At 56.8% G+C, this 24,776-nt stretch carries 38 protein-coding genes; 2 read left to right on the plus strand and 36 right to left on the minus strand.

Going from position 1 to position 24,776, the window contains the following annotated elements; all coding sequences use genetic code 11:
- The first annotated feature begins 20 nt into the window (after nucleotides 1-20).
- Nucleotides 21-1,238, plus strand: a complete 1,218-nt coding sequence (fabB, locus tag JJQ76_RS06110) for a beta-ketoacyl-ACP synthase I (protein ID WP_210395831.1) — start codon at nucleotides 21-23, stop codon at nucleotides 1,236-1,238.
- Nucleotides 1,239-1,308: 70 nt separating this feature from the next.
- Here the strand turns inward: fabB and JJQ76_RS06115 are convergent, their stop codons facing one another.
- From JJQ76_RS06115 to ssb, 7 genes are all read right to left on the minus strand, one after another.
- Complete coding sequence (locus JJQ76_RS06115) at nucleotides 1,309-2,007, minus strand: lysophospholipid acyltransferase family protein (protein WP_210395832.1); 699 nt, start codon at nucleotides 2,005-2,007, stop codon at nucleotides 1,309-1,311.
- 5 nt (nucleotides 2,008-2,012) lie between these two features.
- Complete coding sequence (gene moaD, locus JJQ76_RS06120; protein WP_210395833.1) at nucleotides 2,013-2,261, minus strand: molybdopterin converting factor subunit 1; 249 nt, start codon at nucleotides 2,259-2,261, stop codon at nucleotides 2,013-2,015.
- On the minus strand, nucleotides 2,254-2,766 hold the full coding sequence (gene moaC, locus JJQ76_RS06125) for a cyclic pyranopterin monophosphate synthase MoaC (protein ID WP_210395834.1): 513 nt from the start codon (nucleotides 2,764-2,766) through the stop codon (nucleotides 2,254-2,256). The genes moaD and moaC overlap by 8 nt, the downstream gene beginning before the upstream one ends.
- Before the next feature lie 3 nt (nucleotides 2,767-2,769).
- Nucleotides 2,770-3,888 (minus strand): 1-acyl-sn-glycerol-3-phosphate acyltransferase, encoded by a 1,119-nt coding sequence (locus JJQ76_RS06130; RefSeq protein WP_210395835.1) that lies wholly within the window; start codon nucleotides 3,886-3,888, stop codon nucleotides 2,770-2,772.
- Between the two features lie 125 nt (nucleotides 3,889-4,013).
- The gene (gene moaA / locus JJQ76_RS06135; protein WP_210395836.1) at nucleotides 4,014-5,024 is read right to left on the minus strand and encodes a GTP 3',8-cyclase MoaA; all 1,011 of its coding nucleotides are present in this window, start codon (nucleotides 5,022-5,024) and stop codon (nucleotides 4,014-4,016) included.
- A gap of 111 nt (nucleotides 5,025-5,135) precedes the next feature.
- Nucleotides 5,136-6,005: an SDR family oxidoreductase gene (locus JJQ76_RS06140; protein ID WP_210395837.1), complete on the minus strand. Its 870-nt coding sequence runs from the start codon at nucleotides 6,003-6,005 to the stop codon at nucleotides 5,136-5,138.
- A 12-nt stretch (nucleotides 6,006-6,017) separates the two neighbouring features.
- A complete protein-coding gene (ssb, locus tag JJQ76_RS06145) occupies nucleotides 6,018-6,581 on the minus strand; it encodes a single-stranded DNA-binding protein (protein WP_210395838.1) in 564 nt (187 codons plus the stop codon).
- Nucleotides 6,582-6,758: 177 nt separating this feature from the next.
- On the opposite strand from ssb, the gene uvrA reads away from it, so the two are divergent.
- Nucleotides 6,759-9,602 (plus strand): excinuclease ABC subunit UvrA, encoded by a 2,844-nt coding sequence (gene uvrA / locus JJQ76_RS06150; RefSeq protein WP_210395839.1) that lies wholly within the window; start codon nucleotides 6,759-6,761, stop codon nucleotides 9,600-9,602.
- 74 nt (nucleotides 9,603-9,676) lie between these two features.
- Here the strand turns inward: uvrA and rplQ are convergent, their stop codons facing one another.
- The 29 genes from rplQ to JJQ76_RS06295 all read right to left on the minus strand — a co-directional run bounded on the left by rplQ (nucleotide 9,677) and on the right by JJQ76_RS06295 (nucleotide 24,734).
- Nucleotides 9,677-10,078, minus strand: coding sequence for a 50S ribosomal protein L17 (gene rplQ, locus JJQ76_RS06155; RefSeq protein WP_210395840.1), 402 nt, complete (start codon nucleotides 10,076-10,078; stop codon nucleotides 9,677-9,679).
- Between the two features lie 41 nt (nucleotides 10,079-10,119).
- Entirely contained in the window at nucleotides 10,120-11,124 is a 1,005-nt protein-coding gene (locus JJQ76_RS06160) for a DNA-directed RNA polymerase subunit alpha (protein ID WP_210395841.1), read from the minus strand.
- A 23-nt stretch (nucleotides 11,125-11,147) separates the two neighbouring features.
- Nucleotides 11,148-11,768: a 30S ribosomal protein S4 gene (gene rpsD / locus JJQ76_RS06165; RefSeq protein WP_210395842.1), complete on the minus strand. Its 621-nt coding sequence runs from the start codon at nucleotides 11,766-11,768 to the stop codon at nucleotides 11,148-11,150.
- A gap of 13 nt (nucleotides 11,769-11,781) precedes the next feature.
- Nucleotides 11,782-12,171 (minus strand): 30S ribosomal protein S11, encoded by a 390-nt coding sequence (gene rpsK / locus JJQ76_RS06170; RefSeq protein ID WP_210395843.1) that lies wholly within the window; start codon nucleotides 12,169-12,171, stop codon nucleotides 11,782-11,784.
- A 24-nt stretch (nucleotides 12,172-12,195) separates the two neighbouring features.
- Complete coding sequence (gene rpsM, locus JJQ76_RS06175) at nucleotides 12,196-12,552, minus strand: 30S ribosomal protein S13 (RefSeq protein ID WP_210395844.1); 357 nt, start codon at nucleotides 12,550-12,552, stop codon at nucleotides 12,196-12,198.
- Nucleotides 12,553-12,693: 141 nt separating this feature from the next.
- Nucleotides 12,694-12,810 (minus strand): 50S ribosomal protein L36, encoded by a 117-nt coding sequence (gene rpmJ / locus JJQ76_RS06180; protein WP_114697044.1) that lies wholly within the window; start codon nucleotides 12,808-12,810, stop codon nucleotides 12,694-12,696.
- Nucleotides 12,811-12,830: 20 nt separating this feature from the next.
- Nucleotides 12,831-14,156 (minus strand): preprotein translocase subunit SecY, encoded by a 1,326-nt coding sequence (gene secY, locus JJQ76_RS06185; protein ID WP_210395845.1) that lies wholly within the window; start codon nucleotides 14,154-14,156, stop codon nucleotides 12,831-12,833.
- Nucleotides 14,157-14,591 (minus strand): 50S ribosomal protein L15, encoded by a 435-nt coding sequence (gene rplO / locus JJQ76_RS06190; RefSeq protein WP_210395846.1) that lies wholly within the window; start codon nucleotides 14,589-14,591, stop codon nucleotides 14,157-14,159. It lies immediately after the preceding gene.
- A 14-nt stretch (nucleotides 14,592-14,605) separates the two neighbouring features.
- Nucleotides 14,606-14,788, minus strand: a complete 183-nt coding sequence (rpmD, locus tag JJQ76_RS06195) for a 50S ribosomal protein L30 (RefSeq protein WP_210395847.1) — start codon at nucleotides 14,786-14,788, stop codon at nucleotides 14,606-14,608.
- A 6-nt stretch (nucleotides 14,789-14,794) separates the two neighbouring features.
- Nucleotides 14,795-15,295, minus strand: a complete 501-nt coding sequence (rpsE, locus tag JJQ76_RS06200) for a 30S ribosomal protein S5 (RefSeq protein WP_210395848.1) — start codon at nucleotides 15,293-15,295, stop codon at nucleotides 14,795-14,797.
- 11 nt (nucleotides 15,296-15,306) lie between these two features.
- The gene (rplR, locus tag JJQ76_RS06205) at nucleotides 15,307-15,657 is read right to left on the minus strand and encodes a 50S ribosomal protein L18 (protein WP_210395849.1); all 351 of its coding nucleotides are present in this window, start codon (nucleotides 15,655-15,657) and stop codon (nucleotides 15,307-15,309) included.
- A gap of 12 nt (nucleotides 15,658-15,669) precedes the next feature.
- Entirely contained in the window at nucleotides 15,670-16,203 is a 534-nt protein-coding gene (rplF, locus tag JJQ76_RS06210) for a 50S ribosomal protein L6 (RefSeq protein WP_210395850.1), read from the minus strand.
- Between the two features lie 10 nt (nucleotides 16,204-16,213).
- Nucleotides 16,214-16,606 carry a 30S ribosomal protein S8 gene (gene rpsH, locus JJQ76_RS06215; protein ID WP_210395851.1) on the minus strand — a complete coding sequence of 131 codons (393 nt, stop codon included), beginning with the start codon at nucleotides 16,604-16,606 and terminating at the stop codon, nucleotides 16,214-16,216.
- Between the two features lie 53 nt (nucleotides 16,607-16,659).
- The gene (gene rpsN / locus JJQ76_RS06220) at nucleotides 16,660-16,965 is read right to left on the minus strand and encodes a 30S ribosomal protein S14 (RefSeq protein WP_210395852.1); all 306 of its coding nucleotides are present in this window, start codon (nucleotides 16,963-16,965) and stop codon (nucleotides 16,660-16,662) included.
- A 12-nt stretch (nucleotides 16,966-16,977) separates the two neighbouring features.
- The gene (gene rplE / locus JJQ76_RS06225) at nucleotides 16,978-17,517 is read right to left on the minus strand and encodes a 50S ribosomal protein L5 (protein ID WP_210395853.1); all 540 of its coding nucleotides are present in this window, start codon (nucleotides 17,515-17,517) and stop codon (nucleotides 16,978-16,980) included.
- Nucleotides 17,518-17,531: 14 nt separating this feature from the next.
- Nucleotides 17,532-17,849, minus strand: a complete 318-nt coding sequence (rplX, locus tag JJQ76_RS06230) for a 50S ribosomal protein L24 (RefSeq protein ID WP_210395854.1) — start codon at nucleotides 17,847-17,849, stop codon at nucleotides 17,532-17,534.
- A 107-nt stretch (nucleotides 17,850-17,956) separates the two neighbouring features.
- Nucleotides 17,957-18,328, minus strand: coding sequence for a 50S ribosomal protein L14 (gene rplN / locus JJQ76_RS06235; protein WP_210395855.1), 372 nt, complete (start codon nucleotides 18,326-18,328; stop codon nucleotides 17,957-17,959).
- A 74-nt stretch (nucleotides 18,329-18,402) separates the two neighbouring features.
- Nucleotides 18,403-18,663 carry a 30S ribosomal protein S17 gene (gene rpsQ / locus JJQ76_RS06240; RefSeq protein ID WP_210395856.1) on the minus strand — a complete coding sequence of 87 codons (261 nt, stop codon included), beginning with the start codon at nucleotides 18,661-18,663 and terminating at the stop codon, nucleotides 18,403-18,405.
- A gap of 2 nt (nucleotides 18,664-18,665) precedes the next feature.
- Nucleotides 18,666-18,857, minus strand: a complete 192-nt coding sequence (gene rpmC, locus JJQ76_RS06245; RefSeq protein WP_210395857.1) for a 50S ribosomal protein L29 — start codon at nucleotides 18,855-18,857, stop codon at nucleotides 18,666-18,668.
- Nucleotides 18,857-19,270: a 50S ribosomal protein L16 gene (gene rplP, locus JJQ76_RS06250; protein ID WP_210395858.1), complete on the minus strand. Its 414-nt coding sequence runs from the start codon at nucleotides 19,268-19,270 to the stop codon at nucleotides 18,857-18,859. The genes rpmC and rplP overlap by 1 nt, the downstream gene beginning before the upstream one ends.
- An 11-nt stretch (nucleotides 19,271-19,281) precedes the next feature.
- Complete coding sequence (gene rpsC, locus JJQ76_RS06255; RefSeq protein ID WP_210395859.1) at nucleotides 19,282-19,965, minus strand: 30S ribosomal protein S3; 684 nt, start codon at nucleotides 19,963-19,965, stop codon at nucleotides 19,282-19,284.
- An 11-nt stretch (nucleotides 19,966-19,976) separates the two neighbouring features.
- Nucleotides 19,977-20,315 carry a 50S ribosomal protein L22 gene (rplV, locus tag JJQ76_RS06260; RefSeq protein WP_425515227.1) on the minus strand — a complete coding sequence of 113 codons (339 nt, stop codon included), beginning with the start codon at nucleotides 20,313-20,315 and terminating at the stop codon, nucleotides 19,977-19,979.
- A gap of 8 nt (nucleotides 20,316-20,323) precedes the next feature.
- A complete protein-coding gene (gene rpsS / locus JJQ76_RS06265) occupies nucleotides 20,324-20,602 on the minus strand; it encodes a 30S ribosomal protein S19 (protein ID WP_210395861.1) in 279 nt (92 codons plus the stop codon).
- Between the two features lie 26 nt (nucleotides 20,603-20,628).
- On the minus strand, nucleotides 20,629-21,453 hold the full coding sequence (gene rplB / locus JJQ76_RS06270; RefSeq protein ID WP_210395862.1) for a 50S ribosomal protein L2: 825 nt from the start codon (nucleotides 21,451-21,453) through the stop codon (nucleotides 20,629-20,631).
- A 3-nt stretch (nucleotides 21,454-21,456) separates the two neighbouring features.
- Nucleotides 21,457-21,753, minus strand: a complete 297-nt coding sequence (gene rplW / locus JJQ76_RS06275; protein ID WP_210395863.1) for a 50S ribosomal protein L23 — start codon at nucleotides 21,751-21,753, stop codon at nucleotides 21,457-21,459.
- Nucleotides 21,750-22,355 carry a 50S ribosomal protein L4 gene (gene rplD, locus JJQ76_RS06280; RefSeq protein WP_210395864.1) on the minus strand — a complete coding sequence of 202 codons (606 nt, stop codon included), beginning with the start codon at nucleotides 22,353-22,355 and terminating at the stop codon, nucleotides 21,750-21,752. The genes rplW and rplD overlap by 4 nt, the downstream gene beginning before the upstream one ends.
- A 12-nt stretch (nucleotides 22,356-22,367) precedes the next feature.
- Nucleotides 22,368-23,006, minus strand: coding sequence for a 50S ribosomal protein L3 (rplC, locus tag JJQ76_RS06285; RefSeq protein WP_210395865.1), 639 nt, complete (start codon nucleotides 23,004-23,006; stop codon nucleotides 22,368-22,370).
- 98 nt (nucleotides 23,007-23,104) lie between these two features.
- Nucleotides 23,105-23,416 (minus strand): 30S ribosomal protein S10, encoded by a 312-nt coding sequence (rpsJ, locus tag JJQ76_RS06290; protein ID WP_210395986.1) that lies wholly within the window; start codon nucleotides 23,414-23,416, stop codon nucleotides 23,105-23,107.
- Between the two features lie 247 nt (nucleotides 23,417-23,663).
- On the minus strand, nucleotides 23,664-24,734 hold the full coding sequence (locus JJQ76_RS06295) for a BMP family ABC transporter substrate-binding protein (protein WP_210395866.1): 1,071 nt from the start codon (nucleotides 24,732-24,734) through the stop codon (nucleotides 23,664-23,666).
- Nucleotides 24,735-24,776 lie beyond the last annotated feature (42 nt).

The raw sequence follows: 24,776 nt of genomic DNA on the forward strand, positions 1-24,776 counted from the left end.
TACAACAAGAGGCTTGCCCCATGCGACGCGTAGTAGTCACCGGTATCGGTATCACATCCTGTCTGGGTTGCGACAAGGAAACCGTCACCGACGCTCTGAAACAGGGCCGCTCCGGCATCAGCTTTCAGGAAGAATACAAAGAGATGGGCTTTCGCAGCCACGTGGCAGGCAAAGTCGACCTCGACCTCGCATCGCTGATTGATCGTAAACTGATGCGCTTCATGGGCGATGCCGCCGCCTACGCCTATCTGGCGATGGACGCCGCAATCAAAGACTCCGGCCTGAGCGAAGAGCAGGTATCCAATGTCCGCACAGGCCTGATCGCCGGCTCTGGCGGCGCCTCCTCATCCAACATCGTCGAAGCGGCCGACATCCTCCGCGAGCGCGGCCTTAAGCGCGTCGGCCCTTACCGCGTCACACGCACCATGGGCAGCACGGTCTCGGCCTGCCTGGCAACGCCGTTCAAGATCAAAGGGGTCAACTACTCCATTACATCGGCCTGCTCCACCAGCGCACACTGCATCGGCAACGCCATGGAGATGATCCAGTTGGGCAAGCAGGACGTGGTATTTGCCGGCGGCAGCGAAGAGCTGCACTGGTCCATGAGCTGCCTGTTTGATGCCATGGGAGCGCTGTCATCCAAGTACAACGACACGCCGGAGCAAGCCAGCCGCGCCTATGACGCCAATCGCGATGGCTTTGTCATCGCCGGCGGCGGCGGCATGCTGGTGATTGAAGAGCTGGAACACGCCAAGGCCCGCGGCGCCAAAATCTACGCCGAACTGGTGGGCTACGGCGCCACCTCTGACGGCTACGACATGGTTGCCCCCTCCGGCGAAGGCGCGCTGCGTTGCATGCAGCAGGCGATGAGCACCGTTGACGGGCCGATCGACTATATCAACGCCCACGGCACCAGCACACCGGTTGGTGACATGCAGGAGCTCAAAGCGGTCAAGCAGGCGTTCGGTGACAACATCCCCGTGGTGGGCTCGACCAAATCCCTTTCCGGTCACTCGCTGGGCGCCGCCGGCGTACAGGAAGCGATCTACAGCCTGCTGATGATGGAAGAGGACTTTATTGCCGCTTCCGCCAACGTCGAGCAGCTGGACCCGGAAGCAGAAGGGATGCCAATCATTACCGAACGCAAGGATAACGCCGGCTTACAGCGGGTGATGTCCAACAGCTTCGGCTTTGGCGGCACCAATGCCTCACTGGTATTCCAGCGCTATAACGGTTAACCACCGCCATTAAAGAAGGCCGCTCAATGCGGCCTTTTTTTGTGCCCAGCTCACGCGCTTAGCGCGCGGACTAGATCCGCTGCTCAATCCAGCCCACCGCCTCGCCGTTCACTTCATCGACGCTGCGACCGACAGTCTCGATCAAGGCACCGAACTCAATCCTCACCACCCCGGGACGCTTCACAAACTCGCCCGACGGCCAGCACGCCGCTGCATTGTGCGCCACCGGCAGCACCGGAACCCCCGCACTGCAAGCCAGCATGGCACCACCTTTGTTGAACTTGCCCTTTTCTCCAAGCGGTACACGGGTCCCCTGCGGAAAGATCAGCACCGGAATTCCTGCGGCCAGACGCTCCTTGCCCTTTTTGAGGATCTGCTTCATGGCTCCCGCACGCTTGCTGCGATCGATGGCAATAGGCTTCAACAAAGCCAACCCCCAGCCAAAAAACGGGATACGCAGCAGTTCTTTTTTCAGCACGGTGCATTGCGGCCCCACCAGCATCTGCAGGAACAGGGTCTCCATCGCACTTTGGTGATTAGCCATGATGACAAAACTGCCATCGGCAGGCAGATTGTCACGCCCCACCACCTCAAGCCTCACTCCGCAGCAGACACGTAGCCAGAAGATCGCCCAATGATTGGCGGCAGTAACAAAACGAAACCGGGGCCGGAAAGGCCACCAGCTGGCCAGCACCACGCTAAGCAACGAGATAACAACCACACCGGTGACAAAAAACAGGTAAAACAGCGCGGAACGAAGCTGCAGCATCCGCTTCAGCCTCCCGTAACCGGGGGAAAGAAGGCTACTTCATCGCCATCTTTGACAGCCTGGTCAGCAGCAACCATCTCCTGATTAACGGCGATCAACAGCGACGACGAGCCCAGCACGGTATCCCAGGGCGTCCCGCGAGACTTAAGCACCTGCAGCAGCGCCTCGACTGTCATGCCCGCACTCGCCTCCACTTGCTCCTGCTCGCAATCGAGCTGCTCGCGAATACTGGCGAAGTAAACCACTTTAATCATTGCTCACCTCATCACTCCGGGATGCCACCTGCCAGTGACCGCTCTTGCCGCCTTTCTTCTCCAGCAACCGCACCGCCTGAATCTCCATTCCCCGGTCCACCGCTTTGCACATATCGTACAGTGTGAGTGCAGCCGCAGACGCTGCGGTCAGGGCCTCCATCTCAACACCCGTGCGACCGTTCAATTTACAGCTCGCTTCCACACGCACCCGGCTGTGCTCAACCTCTGCCTGCAACTCCACCCGCACTGAACTCAGCATCAGGGGATGACAGAGCGGAATAATGTCGGCGCAGCGCTTGGCCGCCTGTATTCCAGCGATACGGGCCACGGCAAACACATCTCCCTTGGGATGCCCGCCATCAACGATCATCTGCAGCGTGGCGGGCAGCATCTGCACATACGCCTCTGCCGTTGCTTCGCGCGTGGTCGCCTGCTTGGCAGAGACATCCACCATATGGGCGCGCCCTTTGGCGTCCAGATGAGTTAGTTCACCCGTATCACTCATGCATCAAGACTCCATGCCGGTCCGTTGATTGATCACCGGATAGGCGTACATGCGCTCGAACCAGGTACGCGCGCCCTCATCCAGCTCACTGATTCGCTGCTGATATTGCTGCTGTTTGTCCGCCGACACTCCCGCAGTATCTCCCGCAGCGATCAGGTTGCTACTGTGGAGTTTGTAATTGGCGTGAATCTGGCGATCAATCTCGGCCGCCAATGCCTCGGCGGTGTCAAACTCTCCCTGCACCGGTTCGCCGAAGGCCACATGCACATCCCCTTTATAACCGGTGATGCCGCGCGCAATGCTATCAATATCTTCGAACTGCGACTTCTCGTAGCTGCCCTCGGCATCCAACGCCCGCAGCTCACGCGCCTTGGCCGCGTCACAGGGATCATATTCGTAAGAGATCGCCACCGGAACGATATTCAGCTTCTTGACCGCCTCGGCAAAGGTGGCTCCCTTTTTCTGGCTCACGTGCAGCATTTTGAGAATCGCGGGGTCGGTCTGGTCGTTGCCATCTTTGGCTCGCCCCTCACGCTGCGCGATCCAGATCGAATGACCGCTGTGCACAGAGTGGTTGATATAGGACGACAGCTCCATCAATGCCGCCAGCTTCTCGCGCACCCCTTTGGCAGAGCGTTTGACGATAAAGCTTTTGTTGAGCCGCATCAGATCCGACACGTAGGGCTTGCGCAGCAGATTGTCACCGATGGCAATACGCACCGTTTGCAGACCATGATGGAACAACCCCCAGTTAACGAAGGCCGGATCCATAGCGATATCGCGGTGATTGGAAATAAACAGGTACGCGCTGTCGGGCTCCAACCGGTCCAAGCCGGAAAAACTCAACTCCCCGGTAGTCCGCTCGATCATCCGCTGCATGTAACTGGCGATCACCTGTTGCATGGTGTCGATACTATCGACGCCAGACAACTCACGCTTGAGCACACCACGCACCAAGGGACGCAACAGAAACCCGACCCAACGACTGGAAAGAGGAAAACGGAAGCGGGTCAGGGCATCGATAAATTCGGCATTGCCAAGCAGGCGGACAACAACCGGCCCCACTTCATCGTCGTTATAGGGGCGGATATCAGCATAGGGATCCTGCGGGTTTTCGCTCATGAATTCCTCAACAACGGCTCAGCCTACCAGCGGCAGCCGGCGTGGCAAAAGTGCGTATTTTACCCATATTGACGGCAAAAAAGCAGTGTCCAAAGAGCGCATTTACGCCACGCCCACGGGCCGTTTTAACCACCGGTCATATTCATGAAGCGCAGGATTTGCGGCTCTTCGTCAACATTGAATTCGTGTCGCTCCGGTTTGATCTCCATCGCGTCGATCAGGGCTTGCTTGAGCCGGGTCGAGTCACCCGGATAGCGGCGCACCACCTCACGCAGATCAACCGAGTGCTCGTTACCCAAACAAAGCAGCAAGCGGCCCTCGACGGTCACGCGAACCCGGTTGCACTCGTGGCAAAAGTTATGACTGTGTGGCGAGATAAAGCCGATACGGGTAGAACTGTCTGCCATGCGAAAATAGTGAGACGGGCCTGCGGTGCGTTCGGTTGCCTCAACCAGCGGATAGCGCTCACTGATCATTGCATGGACCTCGTCACTGGAGCAGTAAGTCTCACCACGATGATGATCACTGATCCGCCCGAGTGGCATCTCTTCGATAAAGCTGATATCGAGTGCGCGTTCGCGGGCGAACTCCACCAGGTCAAGCACTTCGTCCTCATTGCGGCCACGCATGATCACCGCGTTGAGCTTGATCCGCTCGAACCCCGCTGCTTTGGCCGCGTCGATACCCGCCAACACCTTGTCGAGCTTACCGGTACGGGTTATATGCTCAAACCGTTCAGGCCGCAGCGAGTCAAGGCTTATATTGATCCGCTTCATGCCCCCACGACGTAAACTGTCGGCATACTTGGGCAGCTGCGAACCGTTGCTGGTCATTACCAGCTCATCCAGACCCGGCAGCGCCCCCAGCTTGGCAACCAACTCTTCGATACCGCGCCGGACTAGCGGCTCGCCCCCGGTCAGGCGAATCTTGCGAACCCCGAGCTCCACCAGCGCCGTGGCAACCTGCTCAATCTCTTCAAGACTCAGCACCTCGGCACGCGGCAGAAAGGTCATCTGCTCGCTCATGCAGTAGACACAACGAAAATCGCAGCGGTCGGTGACCGAGATCCGCACGTAATCAACCGTGCGACCAAAACGGTCAATCAACAAAGAGGGAAAGTGCGGACCCTGGCTCATGGTTATTGTTCTCCTGCGACCGACGGCGTGATACCAACCCGATAAGTATACCCTAGCGCCGGTCTCAACCGATTCCTATCCTCCGATAGGACCGGTTTGAACGCCGGAAGATCAACTATCCCAAGCGTGAAGGGTGCGCATTGCCTGCATCAAGCCTGTTCGCCAGGTGCGCTGATGGACCCCAAAGGTACCACGAATGCGGCTGCAATCGAGCTGGGTATTGAGCGGCATCGCCCGCCACCCGGCGGGTGCCCGTTGGACCGGCAACAGACGCTCCAGCCGAAGATCCTCATACTGGCGAGCGGCTGCAATCACCGCCTCACAGAAACCAAACCAGCTGATCGGCTCACCACCGGCATAATGGTAGGTTCCCCAGCCTTCGCTGCCGCTGTCCAGCTGTTTGATGATCGCCAGCACCACCCGGGCCAGGTCCATTGTCGCGGTTGGAGAGCCCATCAGCAGATCGCAAACCTCGACCTCTTCCTGTCGGCGCGCCTGCTCCAGCAGCTGCCGCACAATGTTGTCGCCGCGAGCACTGAACAGCCAACCCGTTCGCAGAATGACATGCCGCGGCAGCACTGCACGCACCGCCTCTTCACCGGCAGCCTTGGAGCTACCGTACGCACTAACCGGTGCCGGATGATACTCCTCGCTGTACGGAGCCTCATCAAGCCCATCGAACACTTCGGCGCAGGAGACCTGAACCAGCGCGATGCCAGCGTCCGCGCATGCCTGCGCCAACACCGCTGCGCCCGTGCTATTAACCGCCAAATTGCCATCATCAAACCCCGCCACCGCGTTGACCACATACGCGGGACGGTGTTCGGCCAGAGCCGCCGCCACAGCCGCCGGATCGCAGATATCCAGCCCGGCATGGCTGAGCGCAACGATCTGGAAGCCGTCTTCCTGCGCGAGGGCAGCGGTATCGTACCCGAGCTGCCCATCCGCACCGGTGACCAGAATCAGCGGTAGTTCGAACAAAGGAGAAAGGTCTTAAAACGGAATATCGTCGTCGAAGTCATCAAAGCCACCGGCGGCGGGCGTTTGCGGCTGCGGTGCCGGCTGACGCGAAGAGTTCTGGGCCGGCTGCTGCGGAGGCTGATTGGAATAACCGCCCTGCGCTGGCTGTTTGAACTGCTGCGGTTGCTGGGCCGATTGCTGCGGAGCAAAACCGCCCTGCTGCTGCGGCTGCTGGTAACTACCGCCCTCACCACGACTATCAAGCATCTGCATCTGGCCATTCATATCCACCACGATCTCGGTGGTATAGCGATCCTGACCTTGATTGTCCTGCCACTTGCGGGTGCGCAACGCCCCTTCAACGTAGACCTTGGAGCCTTTGCGCAGATACTGGCCGGCAATCTCAGCCAACTTGCCAAAGAACACCACCCGGTGCCACTCGGTACGTTCCTGCTGCTGACCGGTTTCGCGATCTTTCCAGCTGTCGCTGGTTGCCAGGGTGACGTTGGTTACCGCATTGCCGTTGGGCAGGTAGCGTACTTCCGGGTCCTGCCCCAGGTTACCGATCAGAATTACTTTGTTTACACCCCGTGCCATAGCGATTTTACCCTTTCCAGTGTGTTTCGGTTGCACCCTCGCTGGGCCCGAGCGCGCATCGTCCAGCGGCTTAGAATACCACATCTGCTCCGCCTGTCAGCGGCACACCAAGGTTTGTTTACGCAAAGCCCGCCAAGGTCGATATAATGCCCGTTTGACTTGGCGGTAGAGACGGTAATGGACAACATTCTGATTCGCGGCGCGCGCACCCACAATCTCAAAAACGTGGATCTCGACCTGCCGCGCGACAAGCTAATCGTAATCACCGGCCTGTCTGGTTCCGGCAAGTCATCCTTGGCCTTCGACACCCTCTATGCCGAGGGACAGCGGCGTTACGTGGAATCCCTGTCCACCTATGCACGTCAATTCCTGTCGGTAATGGAGAAGCCCGATGTGGATCACATCGAAGGGCTGTCACCGGCAATTTCGATCGAGCAGAAGTCAACATCACACAACCCGCGCTCTACCGTTGGCACCATTACTGAAATCTACGACTACCTGCGACTGCTATTCGCCCGTGCAGGGGAACCACGCTGCCCCGATCACAACCTCCCCCTGGCAGCCCAGACCGTCAGCCAGATGACCGACCAGATTCTGGCGCTGCCGGAGGGCAGCAAGGTGATGCTGCTGGCACCGGTAGTGAAAGACCGCAAGGGTGAACATCTCCACTTGCTCAGCAACCTCAAGGCCCAAGGGTTTGTTCGCGCGCGTATCAACGGCATCGTGACCGACCTGGACGAGCCGCCCGAGCTCGACAAGAACAAGAAGCATACCGTCGAAGTGGTCGTGGACCGCTTCAAGATCCGGCCCGATATCCAGCTGCGACTGTCAGAGTCGCTCGAAACCTGCCTGGAACTGAGCGACGGCATCGCCATGCTGGCGCCGATGGAGGGTGAGGGCAAGGGCGACGACGAAACCCTGATCTTCTCGGCCCGCTTTGCCTGCCCCGAGTGCGGCCACAGCATTCAGGAGCTGGAACCTCGACTGTTCTCGTTCAACAACCCCCACGGCGCCTGCGCCTCCTGTGACGGCCTCGGATCACGGCTGTTCTTCGACCCGCGCAAAGTAATCAGCGACGCCAGCCTGAGCCTGGCCGAAGGCGCTATCCGCGGCTGGGACCGTCGTAACGTCTACTACTTCCAGCTACTTAAAGCGGTCGGCGAGCATTACGGCTTCAAGACCGACCAGCCCTTTGACAGCCTTACCGACGTCCAGCGCAACGCGGTGCTGAACGGCAGCGGCAGCACCAAGATTGCGTTCAAATACCTCAGCGACCGCGGTGAGATCGCCACCCGCGCCCACCCCTTTGAGGGAATTATCCCCAATATGCAGCGGCGCTATCGCGATACCGAGTCACAATCGGTACGCGAGGATCTGGCCAAATACCAGACCCAGCAGCGCTGCCCCAGCTGTGACGGTTCCCGGCTGCGCCGCGAAGCGCGCCACGTCTTCATCGACGAACACAACATCGGCGATATCACCGCCATGCCGGTGGGCAGCTGCAAACAGTATTTTGACGATCTGCAACTGACCGGCAAGCAGGGCGAGATCGCCGACAAGATCCTCAAGGAGATCCGCATCCGGCTGAGCTTTCTGGTCAATGTGGGGCTCGACTATCTGACCCTCGACCGCAACGCCGACACCTTGAGCGGCGGCGAAGCCCAGCGTATTCGTCTGGCCAGCCAGATCGGTGCCGGCCTGGTAGGCGTGATGTACATTCTCGACGAACCCTCCATCGGCCTCCATCAGCGCGATAACGAACGGCTGCTCAACACCCTCACCCACCTGCGCGATCTCGGCAACACGGTGATTGTGGTCGAACACGATGAAGACGCCATTCGCTTGGCCGATTACGTGGTTGATATCGGCCCCGGCGCCGGTGTGCACGGCGGCCAGATCATCGCCCAGGGTTCCCCGCAACAGGTGATGGACAACCCCGACTCGCTCACCGGCCAGTATCTGAGCGGCACCCAGCGCATTGAGGTACCCGCCCGCCACCCGGCAGACCCGGCCCACTGGCTGACGCTGGACGGCGCCAGCGGCAACAACCTGCAGCAGGTCAACCTGCGCATTCCGCTGGGGCTGATGACCTGCGTCACCGGCGTATCCGGCTCCGGCAAGTCAACCCTGATCAACAACACCCTCTACCCGGTAGCGGCTACCGAGCTGAACAAGGCCACCACCCTTGAGGCAGCGCCCTATAGCGAACTGACCGGACTGGACCAGTTGGACAAGGTAGTCGACATCGACCAGAGCCCCATCGGCCGCACCCCACGCTCCAACCCCGCAACCTACACCGGTATATTCACTCCGGTACGGGAGTTGTTCGCCACCACCCAAGAAGCCCGCTCACGCGGCTACAAACCGGGGCGCTTCAGCTTCAACGTCAAGGGGGGGCGCTGCGAAGCCTGCCAGGGCGACGGGGTGATCAAGGTAGAGATGCACTTTCTGCCTGATATCTACGTGCCCTGCGACGTCTGCAAGGGCAAGCGCTACAACCGGGAAACTCTGGAGGTGACCTACAAGGGCAAGAACATTCACGAAGTACTGGAGATGACCGTCGAGGACGCGCGCCAGTTCTTCGATGCGGTGCCGATGCTGGCGCGCCGGCTGCAGACTCTGATCGACGTCGGCCTCTCCTACATCCGCCTGGGTCAGTCGGCCACCACCCTATCCGGCGGCGAAGCGCAGCGGGTCAAACTGGCCAAGGAGCTGTCCAAGCGCGACACCGGCAAGACCCTTTATATTCTGGACGAGCCCACCACCGGCCTCCACTTCTACGACATTCAGCAACTGCTCAACGTACTCCACCGCCTGCGCGACCACGGTAACACCGTGGTGGTGATCGAGCACAACCTGGACGTGATCAAGACCGCCGACTGGATCGTGGATCTAGGGCCCGAAGGGGGAATCAATGGCGGCCAGATAATTGCCACTGGCACCCCTGAGCAGATCGCTGCCGCCCAGCAATCCCATACCGGGCGGTTCTTAAAGCCGCTGCTGGCTCGCGACTCCCAGTAAACCAACACCCTATTTTCTTATAGGCACAAAAAAACCCGGCCTGGGCCGGGTTTTTCAGGTCTTGCGACCGCTGCTTAGTCTTCGGAAGACTCGGCAGCTTCTTCTACTTCACCGGTAACCGGACGGTCAACCAGCTCAACGTAAGCCATCGGTGCCGCATCACCAGCGCGGAAGCCGCACTTGAGGATACGCACGTAGCCACCGGGACGGTTCGCGTAACGCGGGCCCAGTTCGTTGAACAGTTTACCCACAGCTTCTTTGCTGCGAGTACGGTCGAATGCCAGACGGCGATTCGCTACGGAGTCTTCCTTAGCCAGTGTGATCAGCGGCTCAGCAACACGACGCAGCTCTTTAGCTTTGGGCAAAGTCGTCTTAATCAGCTCATGCTCAAACAGGCTTACCGCCATGTTCTTGAACATCGCCTTGCGATGTGAGCTATTGCGATTCAGTTGACGCCCACTTTTACGATGGCGCATGTTTAATTCCCTACAGAACTAACGTTGTCGAACAAAGTGACTCAGGAAGCCACTTTGTCGTCATTTTTCAAACTTGCAGGCGGCCAGTTTTCCAGGCGCATACCCAGAGACAAGCCCTTGGACGCAAGCACGTCTTTGATCTCGGTGAGTGACTTCTTACCCAGATTCGGGGTCTTCAGCAGCTCAACTTCGGTGCGCTGGATCAGGTCACCGATGTAGTAGAGGTTCTCTGCTTTCAGACAGTTCGCAGAACGAACAGTCAGCTCAAGATCATCAACCGGGCGCAGCAGGATCGGGTCAATAGCCTCTTCCGGTGCTTCCGGCTCATCGCCAGTCTTGATGTTATCAAGGTCAACGAAGGCAACCAGCTGCTGCTGCAGAATGGTTGCGGCACGACGAATTGAGTCTTCGGCATCGATGGAACCGTTGGTTTCCAGGTCGATAACCAGCTTGTCGAGGTCGGTACGCTGCTCAACACGAGCGCTCTCAACCACGTAGGACACACGGCGAACCGGGCTGTAAGTCGCGTCGAGCAGCAACCGACCAATGGGACGGCTCTCCTCTTCACCACTGTCACGCGCGTCGGCCGGCACATAGCCGCGACCACGAGTGATTTTCAGCTTCATATTCAGCTCCGCGTTATCGCTCAGATTAGCGATAACGTGGTCAGGATTGGCAATTTCAATATCCTGATTGAGCTGAATATCTCCGGCGGTAACCACACCTGCACCCTTCTTGGAAAGGGTAACCAGTGCTTCTTCGCCCTGGTGCATAGCTACAGAAACGCCCTTGAGGTTAAGCAGGATTTCGATCACGTCTTCCTGCACGCCCTCGATGGAGCTGTATTCGTGAAGCACGCCATCGATCTCTACTTCAGAGATCGCACTACCGGGCATGGAGGACAGAAGAATCCGTCGCAGTGCATTACCCAGCGTGTGGCCGAAACCGCGCTCAAGCGGCTCGAGAGAGACCTTGGCGCGCGTGGCGCTGATCTCTTCCACGTCGATCCGACTGGGGCTTAGAAATTCGTTTACTGAAGCCTGCATTTATTCCACCTAGCAACTTAGTCTTACTTAGAGTACAGCTCGACGATCAGGTGTTCGTTGATGTCGGAAGAGAGTTCAGCACGCTCAGGTGTTGCCTTGAAAGTGCCTTCCATCTTGCCGTTATCAACATCAACCCACTCGATCGCCGTACGCTGAGAAGCGAGTTCCAGTGCGTGTTTGATGCGCAGCTGGTTCTTGGCCTTTTCACGTACGGATACCACGTCACCAGCCTGTACCTGGTAAGACGGAATGTTGACCGTCTGGCCGTTTACCAGAATCGCCTTGTGAGAGACGATCTGACGCGCTTCGGCGCGCGTCGAGCCAAAGCCCATGCGATAAACGACGTTGTCCAGCCGGCTTTCCAGCAGCTGAAGCAGGTTTTCACCGGTCGCACCTTTACGACGGGCGGCTTCTTTGTAGTAGCCGCGGAACTGGCGTTCCAGAATGCCGTAGATACGACGTACTTTTTGCTTTTCCCGCAACTGCAGACCGTAGTCTGACAGACGGCCACGGCGTGCGCCGTGGACACCGGGAGGAGTCTCTGCCTTGCACTTGGAATCCAGTGCGCGGACACCGCTCTTGAGGAACAGGTCCGTACCTTCACGGCGAGACAGTTTACATTTAGGTCCAATGTAACGAGCCATTTATACCGTCTCCTTAAACGCGACGCTTCTTAGGCGGCCGACATCCGTTATGGGGAATCGGCGTCACGTCGGTGATATTGGTGATCTTGAAGCCGACGTTGTTCAGTGCACGAACGGCGGATTCACGACCCGGCCCAGGACCCTTGACGAAAACGTCCAGGTTCTTGAGGCCGTACTCCTGAGCAGCATTACCGGCACGCTCTGCAGCTACCTGCGCGGCGAACGGCGTACTCTTGCGGGAACCACGGAAGCCGGAGCCGCCAGCAGTTGCCCAGCTCAGGGTATTACCCTGACGGTCAGTGATGGTCACGATGGTATTGTTGAAGGAAGCGTGAATATGAGCGAACCCATCCACTACCTGCTTCTTAATCTTCTTACGTACTGTGCGTTGTGGCTTAGCCATATCGGATGATTCCTGTCGCTAGCACTACTTACGGATGGGCTTACGAGGCCCCTTACGAGTACGCGCATTAGTCTTAGTGCGCTGTCCACGTAGAGGCAGGCTACGACGGTGACGAATACCGCGGTAGCAACCCAGGTCCATAAGACGCTTGATATTCATGTTAACCTCCCGACGGAGGTCGCCTTCTACAGAGAGCTTTGCAACCTCTGCACGCAGGCTATCCAGTTGTTCCTCAGACAGATCTCCGATCTTAGTCGTGGTCGCGATGTTAGTCGCGTCGCACAGCTGCTGAGCAGTTGTACGACCCACACCAAAGATGTAAGTCAGGGAGATAACCGCATGCTTATTGTCTGGGATGTTGACGCCAGCTATACGGGCCATTCAATTTACTCCGTTGATCGGGTGCAGCAGCCTGGCTGCACCGCGCTACACGTTAACCTTTCCGCGAAAGGCGCAAGATAATACTGGCTGATCGTTTATAAATCAACCCAACTGTTCCTTTCACGCTCCAACGATCAGGGTTTAACCCTGACGCTGCTTGTGGCGAGGTTCTGTTTTGCAGATTACCCGGACCGAACCATTGCGGCGGACAATCTTGCAGTTACGGCAGATCTTTTTAACAGATGCACGTACTTTCATGATCTACTCCAGACCGACGATTAGCGGATCAGACCGCCACCGCCCTTAAGATTAGATTTCTTCATCAGCGACTCATACTGGTGAGACATCAGATGTGACTGCACTTGGGCCATGAAATCCATGACTACGACAACCACGATCAACAGCGATGTACCACCGAAGTAGAACGGCACGTTCCAGGCAACAACAAGGAACTGCGGCATCAACGACACGCCGGTGATATACAGAGCACCGAACAATGTCAGACGCGACAGCACGTTGTCGATGTAACGCGCCGACTGGTCACCAGGACGAATACCAGGGATAAAGGCACCGGACTTCTTCAGGTTATCCGCCACGTCTTTCGGATTGAAAACGATAGCGGTATAGAAATAACAGAAGAAAATAACCGCTGCGGCAAACAGCAGAATGTACAACGGCTGACCCGGACCGAGCGCCAGTGCCACATCCTGCAGCCAATCCATACCTTCACTCTGACCGAACCACTGCCCGACCGATGCCGGAAACAACAGAATACTGGAAGCGAAGATCGGCGGAATAACCCCCGACATATTCACCTTCAGCGGCAGATGACTGGATTGCGCCGCGAACACTTTCCGGCCCTGCTGGCGCTTGGCGTAGTTAATGGTGATACGGCGTTGACCGCGCTCCATAAACACGACAAAGGCCACGGTCACCACCGCAACAACGGCGATGGCCAGCAGTGCCAGGATGTTCAGATCCCCTTGCCGGGCCGCTTCGAAGGACTGACCGATAGCACCGGGCAATCCCGCGACGATACCCGCGAAGATCAGCAGCGAAATACCGTTACCGATACCCCGTTCGGTGATCTGCTCACCGAGCCACATCAGGAATACAGCGCCGGAAACAAGAGTGACAACAGCGACGAAGTAAAAGCTTAGGTCTGCGCTGAAGGCAATACCCTGCCCTGCGAGACCGACCGCCATACCTAAGGACTGAACGGTAGCGAGTATTACGGTACCGTAGCGGGTGTATTGGCTAATCTTCCGCCGTCCTGCTTCACCTTCTTTCTTCAGCTGTTCCAGCTGCGGGCTGACGACTGTCAGCAGCTGCATGATAATTGAGGCGCTGATGTAGGGCATGATGCCCAACGCCAAAATACTCATGCGTTCCAAAGCACCACCGGAGAACATGTTAAACAGGCTCAGGATGGTGCCCTGGTTTTGGTCAAACATGGCAGCAAGGCGGTCAGGGTTAATTCCGGGCACCGGAATGTGCGCCCCGATCCGATAAACCACTATCGCCAGAAAAACAAAGAGCAGACGAGATTTGAGCTCGCCCAGACCGCTTTGTACCCCGGTTGGAATAGTTCCTTGCTTAGCCATTTAGTCCTCGACTTTTCCGCCTGCCGCTTCAATTGCTACGCGAGCACCCTTGGTGACTTTCAGCCCTTTGACGGTAACCGCCTTGCTGATTTCACCAGACAGGATAACTTTCGCTTCCTTGATACCGCGGTGGATGATGTTGGCTGCTTCAAGCGCTGCCAGATCGATCACCTCTGCGTCAACTTTTGCCAACTCATTCAGGCGAATCTCAGCACGAGACAGGGCCTTCAGAGAGGTAAAGCCGAACTTCGGCAGACGACGCTGCAGCGGCATCTGGCCGCCTTCAAAACCGGGCTTGACGGTACCGCCAGAGCGGGACTTCAGACCCTTGTGACCGCGACCCGCGGTCTTGCCCAAACCACTACCGATACCACGACCAACGCGCTTGGGCGCTTGCTTGGAACCGGCAGCAGGGCTCAGAGAATTCAGACGCATGATATGCCTCTCCGTTATTCGCCTTCGACGCGAACCATGTAGTTAACTTTGTTAACCATGCCGCGTACAGAAGGCGTGTCCTCGACTTCAACCGTATGCCCGATGCGGCGCAGACCCAAACCTTTCAAGCAGAGCTTGTGCTTGGGCAGCGTACCGATTGAACTACGGACCTGCGTCACTTTAATTGTCTTTGCCATCGCAGATTACCCCAGAATCTCTTCAACGGTTTTGCCACGCTTGGCTGCCACTTCTTCCGGCGCCTTCATGGACTTCAGACCGTTGATGGTTGCGCGCACGACGTTTACCGGATTGGTAGAGCCGTAGCACTTCGCCAGTACGTTGTGAACGCCGGCCATTTCCAGCACAGCACGCATCGCACCGCCGGCGATTACACCGGTACCTTCAGAAGCAGGCTGCATGTAGATCTTGGAACCGCCGTGACGAGCCTTGATCGGGTACTGCAGAGTGCCGCCGTTCAGATCAACTTTGATCATGTTGCGACGAGCTTGCTCCATCGCCTTCTGAATCGCGACCGGCACTTCACGTGCCTTACCGCGACCGAAGCCGACCTTACCATTGCCGTCACCAACGACGGTCAGCGCGGTGAAGCCGAAGATACGACCACCCTTAACCACCTTGGCGACGCGGTTGACCTGTACAAGCTTCTCTTGCAGGTCACCATCTTTCTGATCGTGATTTGCCATTTCCAAACCCTTTAGAATTCCAGGCCGCCTTCACGAGCCGCATCTGCCAACGCCTTCACCCGACCGTGGTACTTGTACCCGGAACGATCGAAAGCAACCTTAGTGATACCTGCTTCTTTGGCACGCTCAGCGATCAGCTGGCCGACCTTGACGGCTGCATCGACGTTGCTGGTCGCACCGTCACGCAGATCTTTCTCTACCGTAGAAGCACTCACCAGCACCTGACCACCACAGGGAGAGATCACCTGGGCATAGATGTGGCGAGGTGTGCGATGCACGCTCAGTCGAGTCGCACCGAGTTCACGCATCTTGATGCGGGAACGACGGGCACGACGCAGACGGGATTCATTCTTTACGCTCATAATCCTGCCCTATTATTTCTTCTTAGCTTCTTTACGACGCACATATTCGTCAGCGTAGCGAACACCCTTGCCCTTATAAGGCTCAGGCGGACGGAACGCGCGAATTTCAGCGGCGGCTTGACCCAGCTTCTGCTTGTCGGCGCCTTTCAACACCACAGAAGTCTGACTCGGCATCTCGGCAGAAACGCCCTCGGGAAGCTGATAATCAACCGGGTGAGAGAAACCCAGAGTCAGGTTCAGCACGTCGCCCTTAACGGCACCACGATAACCAACACCGATCAACTCCAGCTTCTTCTCAAAACCTTCGCTCACACCGACAACCATGTTGTTGGCCAGAGAACGCATAGTACCGGCCAGCGCACGCGCCTGCTTGGAACCATCACGCGGCGCAAACTTCAGCGCATCGTCTTCGCTCTTGACTTCAACGTTCGGGTGAACTGTCATTTCCAGGGCACCTTTGCCCCCTTTAACGCTCAGTTGCTGGCCATCCAGTTTGACCTGAACTCCGGCCGGGATCGCAACGGGCGCCTTAGCAATACGTGACATCTCAGCCTCCTTAGAATACGGTGCAGATGACTTCACCACCGATGCCAGCGGCACGGGCAGCACGATCGGTCATCACGCCTTTGGAGGTAGAAATGATCGCCACACCCAGACCGTCAGACACCTTCGGCAGCTCGTTAGCGGCCTTATAGATGCGCAGCGAGGGCTTGCTCACGCGATCGATTTTCTCGATAACCGGCTTACCTTCGAAGTACTTAAGCTCGATGCTCAGAGTCTTCTTGACGTCGCCTTCGACGCTGAAGCCAGCGATGTAACCTTCATCCTGCAGAACCTGGGCAACAGCCGCCTTCTGCTTGGATGCAGGCATAGACACAGACTGTTTTTCAGCCATGTGTGCATTACGGATACGGGTAAACATATCCGCAAGAGTGTCTTGCATGCTCATTTAATGAGTCCTCACTATTGTGCAGCAGAACGGCCCCGGAATGAGGCCGACGCTTACCAACTAGCTTTCTTCAAGCCAGGTACATCACCGCGCATGGCGGCTTCACGCAGCATGATTCGGGACAACCCGAACTTACGGTAGACAGCGTGCGGACGGCCAGTAATCTGGCAGCGACGCTGTTGACGGACAGGGTTTGCATCACGGGGCAGCTTCTGCAGCGCGACCTGTGCTTCCCAACGCTCCTCATCGGAGACGTTAACGGATTTGATGATCGCTTTCAGGGCTGCGCGCTTTTCCGCGAACTTTGCAACCTGCTTGGCGCGCTTGGCTTCACGCGCCTTCATTGATGTTTTAGCCATCGTAACTCACCTTTACTTTTTGAAAGGGAAACCCAGGGCGGTCAGCAGCGCACGACCTTCCTCGTTAGTCCGCGCAGTGGTAGTGATAGTGATATCCATACCGCGCAGCTTGTCGACCTTGTCGTAGTCGATTTCGGGGAAGATGATCTGCTCTTTGACACCCATGCTGTAGTTACCACGGCCATCAAAAGATTTGGAGTTCAGACCGCGGAAGTCACGGATACGCGGAATCGCGATATCCACCAGACGGTCAAAGAATTCCCACATCCGTTCACCCCGCAGGGTTACCTTGCAACCGATCGGCCAGCCTTCACGCACCTTGAAGCCCGCAACAGACTTGCGCGCCAGGGTTACAACGGCTTTCTGACCCGCAATCGCTTCCATATCAGCTACTGCGTTCTCGATCATTTTCTTATCCCCGATACCTTCACCCACACCCATATTGAGGGTGATCTTGGTGATGCGGGGAATCTCCATTACGTTACCCAGCTGCAGTTCATCTTTCAGCTGCGGCGCAACGGTTTCTTTGTAAAGCGCTTTCAATCTTGACATGGTACCTGCTCCCCTTAAGCGCCGACGACTTCGCCGTTGGACTTATAAAAACGGACCTTGGTACCGTCTTCGAGAATCTTGAAGCCGACCCGATCGCCCTTACCAGTCGCCGGATTGAAGATCGCAACATTGGAAGCCGCAATCGGCGCTTCCTTCTCTACGATTCCGCCAGCCTGGCCCAGCATCGGATTGGGCTTCTGGTGCTTCTTGACCATGTTGATGCCAGAAACGACAAAACGGTCGTCAGTCAATACACGAACGACCTTGCCGCGCTTACCTTTATCTTTACCGGCGATAACGATGACTTCGTCATCACGTCTGATTTTACGCATCTGTGTTACCTATCTTTCCTACTACCCTCTCATGCTCAAAACGCCGAGACCCAAACAACTCAGGCCTCAGCGTTTCACATGGACACTGACTACGTGGAGTCAGGTCTTTACAGCACTTCAGGAGCCAGGGAAATGATCTTCATGAACTTCTCAGTACGAAGCTCACGCGTCACCGGGCCGAAAATACGGGTCCCGATCGGCTGCTCTGAGTTGTCGTTCAACAACACCGCAGAGTTGGTATCAAAACGGATCAGCGAACCGTCCGGACGACGAACGCCCTTACGAGTACGCACAACCACAGCCTTGAGTACCTGGCCTTTCTTCACTTTACCGCGCGGAATCGCTTCCTTGACGGTCACTTTAATGATGTCACCTACGCGAGCGTAGCGACGATGCGAACCACCCAGCACTTTAATGCACTGAACGCGCTTCGCGCCGCTGTTGTCGGCGACATCCAGCATTGATTCGGTCTGAATCATGGTCTACTCCATCAAACGATAGCACTGACCTGCCCGAGGGCAGCCCCGGACCTGCCGGAGCAAAGGCGCGTATATTACACCTTTGCAGCGCGTTCTTCAATTTTTAACAGAGCCCAAGTTTTAGACTTGGAGTAAGGACGGGTTTCCTGGACTGTAACCAGGTCGCCAATCCCACACTCGTTGTTCTCGTCATGGGCGTGGAGCTTGGTAGAGCGCTTGATGTACTTACCGTAAATCGGGTGCTTCTCTTTGCGCTCAACCAGCACTGTGATGGTCTTTTCCATCTTGTCACTGACAACTCGGCCAGTGGCAGTACGGGTCTTGGTTTCAGCCATTATTAGTTACCTGCCTTCTGGTTCAGGACTGTTTTGACACGAGCGATATCGCGACGCACCTTACCCAGCAGATGGGATTGCGCCAGCTGACCAGAGCTCTTCTGCATCCGCAGATTGAACTGTTCCTTCAGCAGGCCCAGCAGCTCTTGATTAAGCTCATCCACGGACTTTTCACGTAATTCAGTTGCGTTCATTACATCACCGTCCGCTTAACAATGGTGGTAGAAACAGGCAGTTTGGCAGCAGCCAGCGCAAATGCTTCGCCAGCCAGTTGCTCAGACACACCTTCCATCTCAAACAGCACCTTACCGGGCTGAATCTGAGCGACCCAGTACTCCACGTTCCCCTTACCTTTACCCTGACGTACTTCCAGAGGCTTGGTAGTGATCGGCTTGTCCGGGAACACGCGAATCCAGATCTTACCGCCACGCTTAATGTGACGAGTCATGGTACGACGTGCAGCTTCGATCTGACGCGCAGTGATGCGACCACGACCGGTAGCTTTCAATCCGAATTCGCCAAAGCTTACTTTGCTACCGCGCTGTGCCAGACCGCGGTTGCGGCCTTTCATCATCTTGCGGTACTTCAAACGCTTAGGTTGCAGCATTGACGTATCCTCTACTTAGCAGCTTTCTTCTTAGCGGCACCTTTCTGAGCACGAACCTGCTCGATACCACCCAGAATCTCACCCTTGAAGATCCACACCTTAACGCCGATAACGCCGTAAGTGGTGTGAGCTTCATAAGTGCCGTAATCGATGTCGGCACGCAGAGTGTGCAGAGGAACACGCCCTTCGCGGTACCACTCGGAGCGGGCGATTTCCGCACCACCGAGACGACCGCCAACCTGAATCTTGATGCCCTTGGCACCCAGACGCATGGCGTTCTGAACCGCACGCTTCATGGCGCGACGGAACATCACACGACGCTCCAGCTGACCAGCAACACCCTGGGCAACCAGTTTGGCGTCCAGCTCAGGCTTGCGAACCTCTTCAATGTTGATGTGGACCGGCACACCCATCATTTGACTGACAGAGTTGCGCAGCTTCTCAACATCTTCACCTTTCTTACCAATCACGATGCCGGGACGGGCAGTGTGAATGGTGATTTTGGCATTCTGCGCCGGACGCTCGATCTCGATGCGGCTAACAGATGCTTGCTTCAGCTCCTCCTCGAGGTACTTGCGCACCTTGAGGTCCTGAAGCAGGTTTTTCGCGTAGGCAGAGCGGCTTGCATACCAAACAGAGGTATGGTCTTTAACGACACCAAGCCGAATACCGGTAGGATTTACTTTCTGACCCATCTTGGTGTCTCCTAGCTCTCAGCAACCTTAACGGTGATGTGACAGGTGCGCTTCAGGATACGATCAGCACGACCCTTAGCACGCGGCTTAATGCGCTTCATGGTCATACCTTCGTCCACGAATACCGTGGATACCTTCAGCTCGTCGACATCAGCACCTTCATTGTGCTCGGCGTTGGCAATGGCCGACTCCAGCACTTTCTTCATGATTGCAGCACCTTTCTTGGTGCTGAAAGCCAGAATATTCAGGGCCTCATCTACCGACTTACCGCGGATTTGGTCAGCTACTAAGCGAGCCTTCTGCGCGGATAAGCTGGCGCCTTTCAATTTAGCGGCTACTTCCATCTCTATATCCTCGCTTAACGCTTCTTAGCTTTCTTGTCAGCAGCATGTCCGCGGTAGGTCCGGGTGGCAGCAAACTCACCCAATTTATGACCTACCATGTCTTCGGTAACGAAAACAGGAACATGTTGGCGTCCGTTATGGACTGCAATCGTCAACCCGACAAAGTTCGGGAAGATGGTAGAGCGACGCGACCAAGTTTTGATCGGCTTTCGGTCGCCCGCTTCGACAGCAGCCTCAACCTTCTTCATCAAGTGAAGGTCTATAAAAGGACCTTTCTTAAGTGAACGTGGCACAGCCGTTTCCTCGAATTCAGTGAAAATTACTTAGAACGACGACGTACGATAAGCTTATCGGTACGCTTGTTCTTACGTGTTTTGTGACCCTTGGTCGGTGTACCCCAGGGGGATACCGGATGACGACCACCGGAAGTGCGGCCTTCACCACCACCGTGCGGGTGATCTACCGGGTTCATCGCAACACCGCGAACGGTGGGACGAACACCACGCCAGCGAGACGCACCAGCCTTGCCCAGAGAGCGCAGGCTGTGTTCGCTGTTGCAGACCTCACCCAGAGTGGCACGGCAGTCGACCAGCACTTTGCGCATCTCACCAGAGCGCAGACGCAGAGTCGCGTGTGCACCTTCACGAGCAACCAGCTGTACGGAAGCACCCGCACTACGCGCAATCTGTGCACCTTTACCAGGCTTCAGCTCGACGCAGTGAATAACGCTACCCACCGGAATGTTACGCAGCGGCAGAGTGTTACCCGCCTTGATATCAGCGTGTGCACCGGAAACAACCTTGTCACCCGCCTGCATGCCTTTAGCGGCGATGATGTAACGACGCTCACCGTCGGCATACTTCAGCAGGGCGATGTTGGCGGTACGGTTCGGATCGTACTCCAGACGCTCAACCACAGCAGGAATACCGTCCTTGTTGCGCTTGAAGTCAACGATACGGTAGTGCTGCTTGTGACCACCGCCCTTATGGCGAGTGGTGATGCGGCCGTTGTTGTTACGACCACCGGTCTTGGACTTCTTGTCCAGCAGCGGAGCGTAAGGCGCACCCTTGTGCAGATCATTGTTAACGACCTTAACTACGTGGCGACGGCCGGCAGAGGTCGGTTTACATTTAACGATAGCCATCTGTTAAGCCTCCCCGATAAAGTCGATGTCGTGACCCTCGGCCAGGCGCACGTAAGCCTTGCGGACATCCTTACGCTTACCCAGACCGCGCATGGTGCGCTTGGTCTTGCCTTTGGCATTCAGAACACGAACGCTCTGAACCTTGACCTCGAACAGCTGCTCAACAGCTTTCTTGATTTCGGGCTTAGTTGCGTCGGGCGCGACACGGAAAACAACCTGCTTGGCATCTTCTGCCACGATGGTCGCCTTCTCGGAAATGTGCGGACCTAACAGCACTTGGAAGATACGCTCTTGGTTCATGCCAGCATCTCCTCGATTTTCTTCAGGGCAGCCACAGTCACCAACACCTTCTCGAACCCGATCAGAGAAACCGGATCGATCGCCTGCGCATCGCGCACGTCAACGTGCGGCAGGTTACGCGCGGCCAGGTACAGGTTGGTATCTACCTCTTCAGTGACAACCAGTACGTTGCTCAGGTCCAGCTCTTTCAGCTTGGCGGCCATCGCCTTGGTCTTGGGTGCGTCGATGGCTAGCGCCTCAACCACAACCAGACGCTCCTGACGTACCAGTTCGGAGAAGATGCAGCGAATCGCTGCGCGATACATCTTCTTGTTTACTTTCTGGGAGTGATCTTGCGGCTTAGCAGCAAAAGTCACACCACCGCTGCGCCAGATCGGGCTGCGGATTGTACCGGCACGTGCACGACCAGTACCCTTCTGACGCCACGGCTTGCGGCCGCCGCCAGATACTTCAGAACGAGTCTTCTGAGCACGCGTTCCCTGACGAGCACCAGCCAGATAAGCGGTTACTACCTGGTGAACCAGGGCTTCATTAAACTCTTTGCCAAACGACAGCTCAGATACTTCTACCGAGCCACCGGCACCTGCAATAGTCAGATTCATTGTTAGCTCCCCTTAGCCGCGCGCTTTCACAGCCGGTTTTACAACAACGTCGCTGCCAGTCGCACCTGGGACTGCACCCTTGATCAGAAGCAGGTTGCGTTCTACATCAACACGAACCACTTCCAGGGTCTGAACAGTAACGCGCTCGTCGCCCATATGGCCGGACATCTTCTTGCCCTTCCATACGCGACCCGGGGTCTGACACTGACCGATAGAACCAGGAGCACGGTGAGACAGAGAGTTACCGTGAGTTGCGTCCTGAGTACGGAAGTTCCAGCGCTTGATAACACCCTGGAAACCCTTACCTTTGGACTGACCGGTAACGTCCACCTTCTGTCCAGCTTCAAAACGCTCGACAGTCAGGGCGTCACCCACCTGAACTTCTTCGTCACCTGCCAGGCGGAACTCCCACAAACCGCGACCCGCTTCAACACCCGCCTTGGCGAAGTGACCCGCCTGCGGCTTGTTAACGCGAGAAGATTTCTTGGCACCGACAGTTACCTGCACAGCGCTGTAGCCATCATTCTCCAGGCTCTTAACCTGAGTAATGCGGTTCGGCTCCACCTCGATGACCGTGACTGGCACGGACGCACCGTCTTCAGTGAACACGCGGGTCATTCCCGCTTTACGTCCGACTAAACCAATAGCCATTTTTTAACCTCTTGCCAGTTGAGTACGGGGCTTTAACCCACTATGGCTGCCCTTTTCAGAGCATTCCTCACTATAAAATGCGCTTGCGCGCCTTTCGATTAGCCCAGGCTAATTTGAACATCCACACCCGCTGCAAGATCCAGCTTCATCAGCGCGTCGACTGTCTTTTCAGTCGGCTCGACGATGTCCAGAACGCGCTTGTGAGTACGAATCTCATACTGGTCACGTGCATCTTTATTCACGTGAGGAGAGATCAGCACCGTGAAGCGCTCCTTGCGAGTCGGGAGCGGGATCGGGCCGCGCACTTGCGCGCCGGTACGCTTGGCTGTTTCGACGATCTCCTGAGTGGAGGCGTCGATCAAGCGATGATCAAAAGCCTTCAATCGAATTCGGATTTTCTGGTTTTGCATTTCGATCACAACTCCGCTTCGAATTTAAACGACAATAAGCTGCCGCCCCTTAAAAAAAGGGTACGGAATTGTACGCATTGGCAGGGGGTAGCGCAACTGATTGCACAAAGAAAAACCAACTTTATTTAACAAGCTGGCAAAACAGGCTGTTAGCGCGCGCAAAAGCGCGAAAGAGGGCGGGAGTGTAGCGGAAGCCTTGAGCCTCCGCCAGCGCTATTTGACACCGACGAAGGCTTCAACGCGTGAGTTACTTGGGCAGGCTGCCTTCAACACCTTCAACGTAGAAGTTCATACCCAGCAGCGCCTGATCGCTCATCCGCTCACCCTCGGGCACAACCACCTCACCGGCCTGATTCACCACCGGCCCCTGGAAGGGATGCAGCTTGCCATTGGCTATATCGGACTTGATCTGTTCCGCCTCGGCAACCACCTCGGCCGGAATAGCCTCGTTCCAGGCTGCAAAGTCGACCATCCCCGACTGGATCCCGCCCCAGGTATCGCCGGACTTCCAGTTGCCGTTGATCACCGCTTCGGTGCGCGCCACGTAGTACTCGTCCCAGTTGTCGATGATCGCAGTCAACTGCGCCTTGGGTGCAAAACTGACCATATCGGAGGCTTGACCCACGCCCCACACACCACGCTGCTCCGCCACCTGCAACGGTGCCGGGCTGTCAGTATGCTGCAGAATAACGTCCGCCCCCTGATCGATCAGGGTCTTGGCCGCATCAGCCTCTTTGCCCGGGTCATACCAGGAGTTCACCCACACGACCTTGATCACCGCATCCGGATTCACCGCACGAGCAGCCCGAATAGTGGCGTTGATGCCACGCACCACCTCAGGAATCGGGAAGGAGGCTACATAGCCGATCACGTTGCTCTGGGTCATTCGACCGGCCACGGTACCCACCACGTAACGCCCCTCATAGAAGCGCGCCGCATAGGTGCTGACGTTAGCCGAGCGCTTGTAGCCGGTGGCATGCTCGAACTTCACTTTGGGGAAGCGCTTGGCAACCTTTAGGGTGGGGTTCATAAAGCCGAATGAGGTGGTGAAGATCAGCTCGTGGCCGCTGGCGGCCAGCTGGCGAATCACCCGCTCCGCATCCGGCCCCTCCTTGACACTCTCGACGTAACTGGTTTTCACCTGCTCGCCCAGCGCCGCTTCAATCGCCTGACGCCCCTTGTCATGACGGTAGCTCCAACCGTGATCTCCCACCGGCCCCACGTAGATAAAGCCCACTTTGGTTTCGGCCTGCGCTGCGCCCGTCAGCAGCATCATTGCTGACAGCACACCCAACCACTGCTTCACTCGATTACCCATTGCGTTCTCTCCGCATCGATCCAGATTGAATTTAAGAAGTCG

The organism is Motiliproteus sediminis (genome assembly GCF_017912535.1).
Taxonomy (GTDB): Bacteria; Pseudomonadota; Gammaproteobacteria; order Pseudomonadales; family Balneatricaceae; genus Motiliproteus; species Motiliproteus sediminis.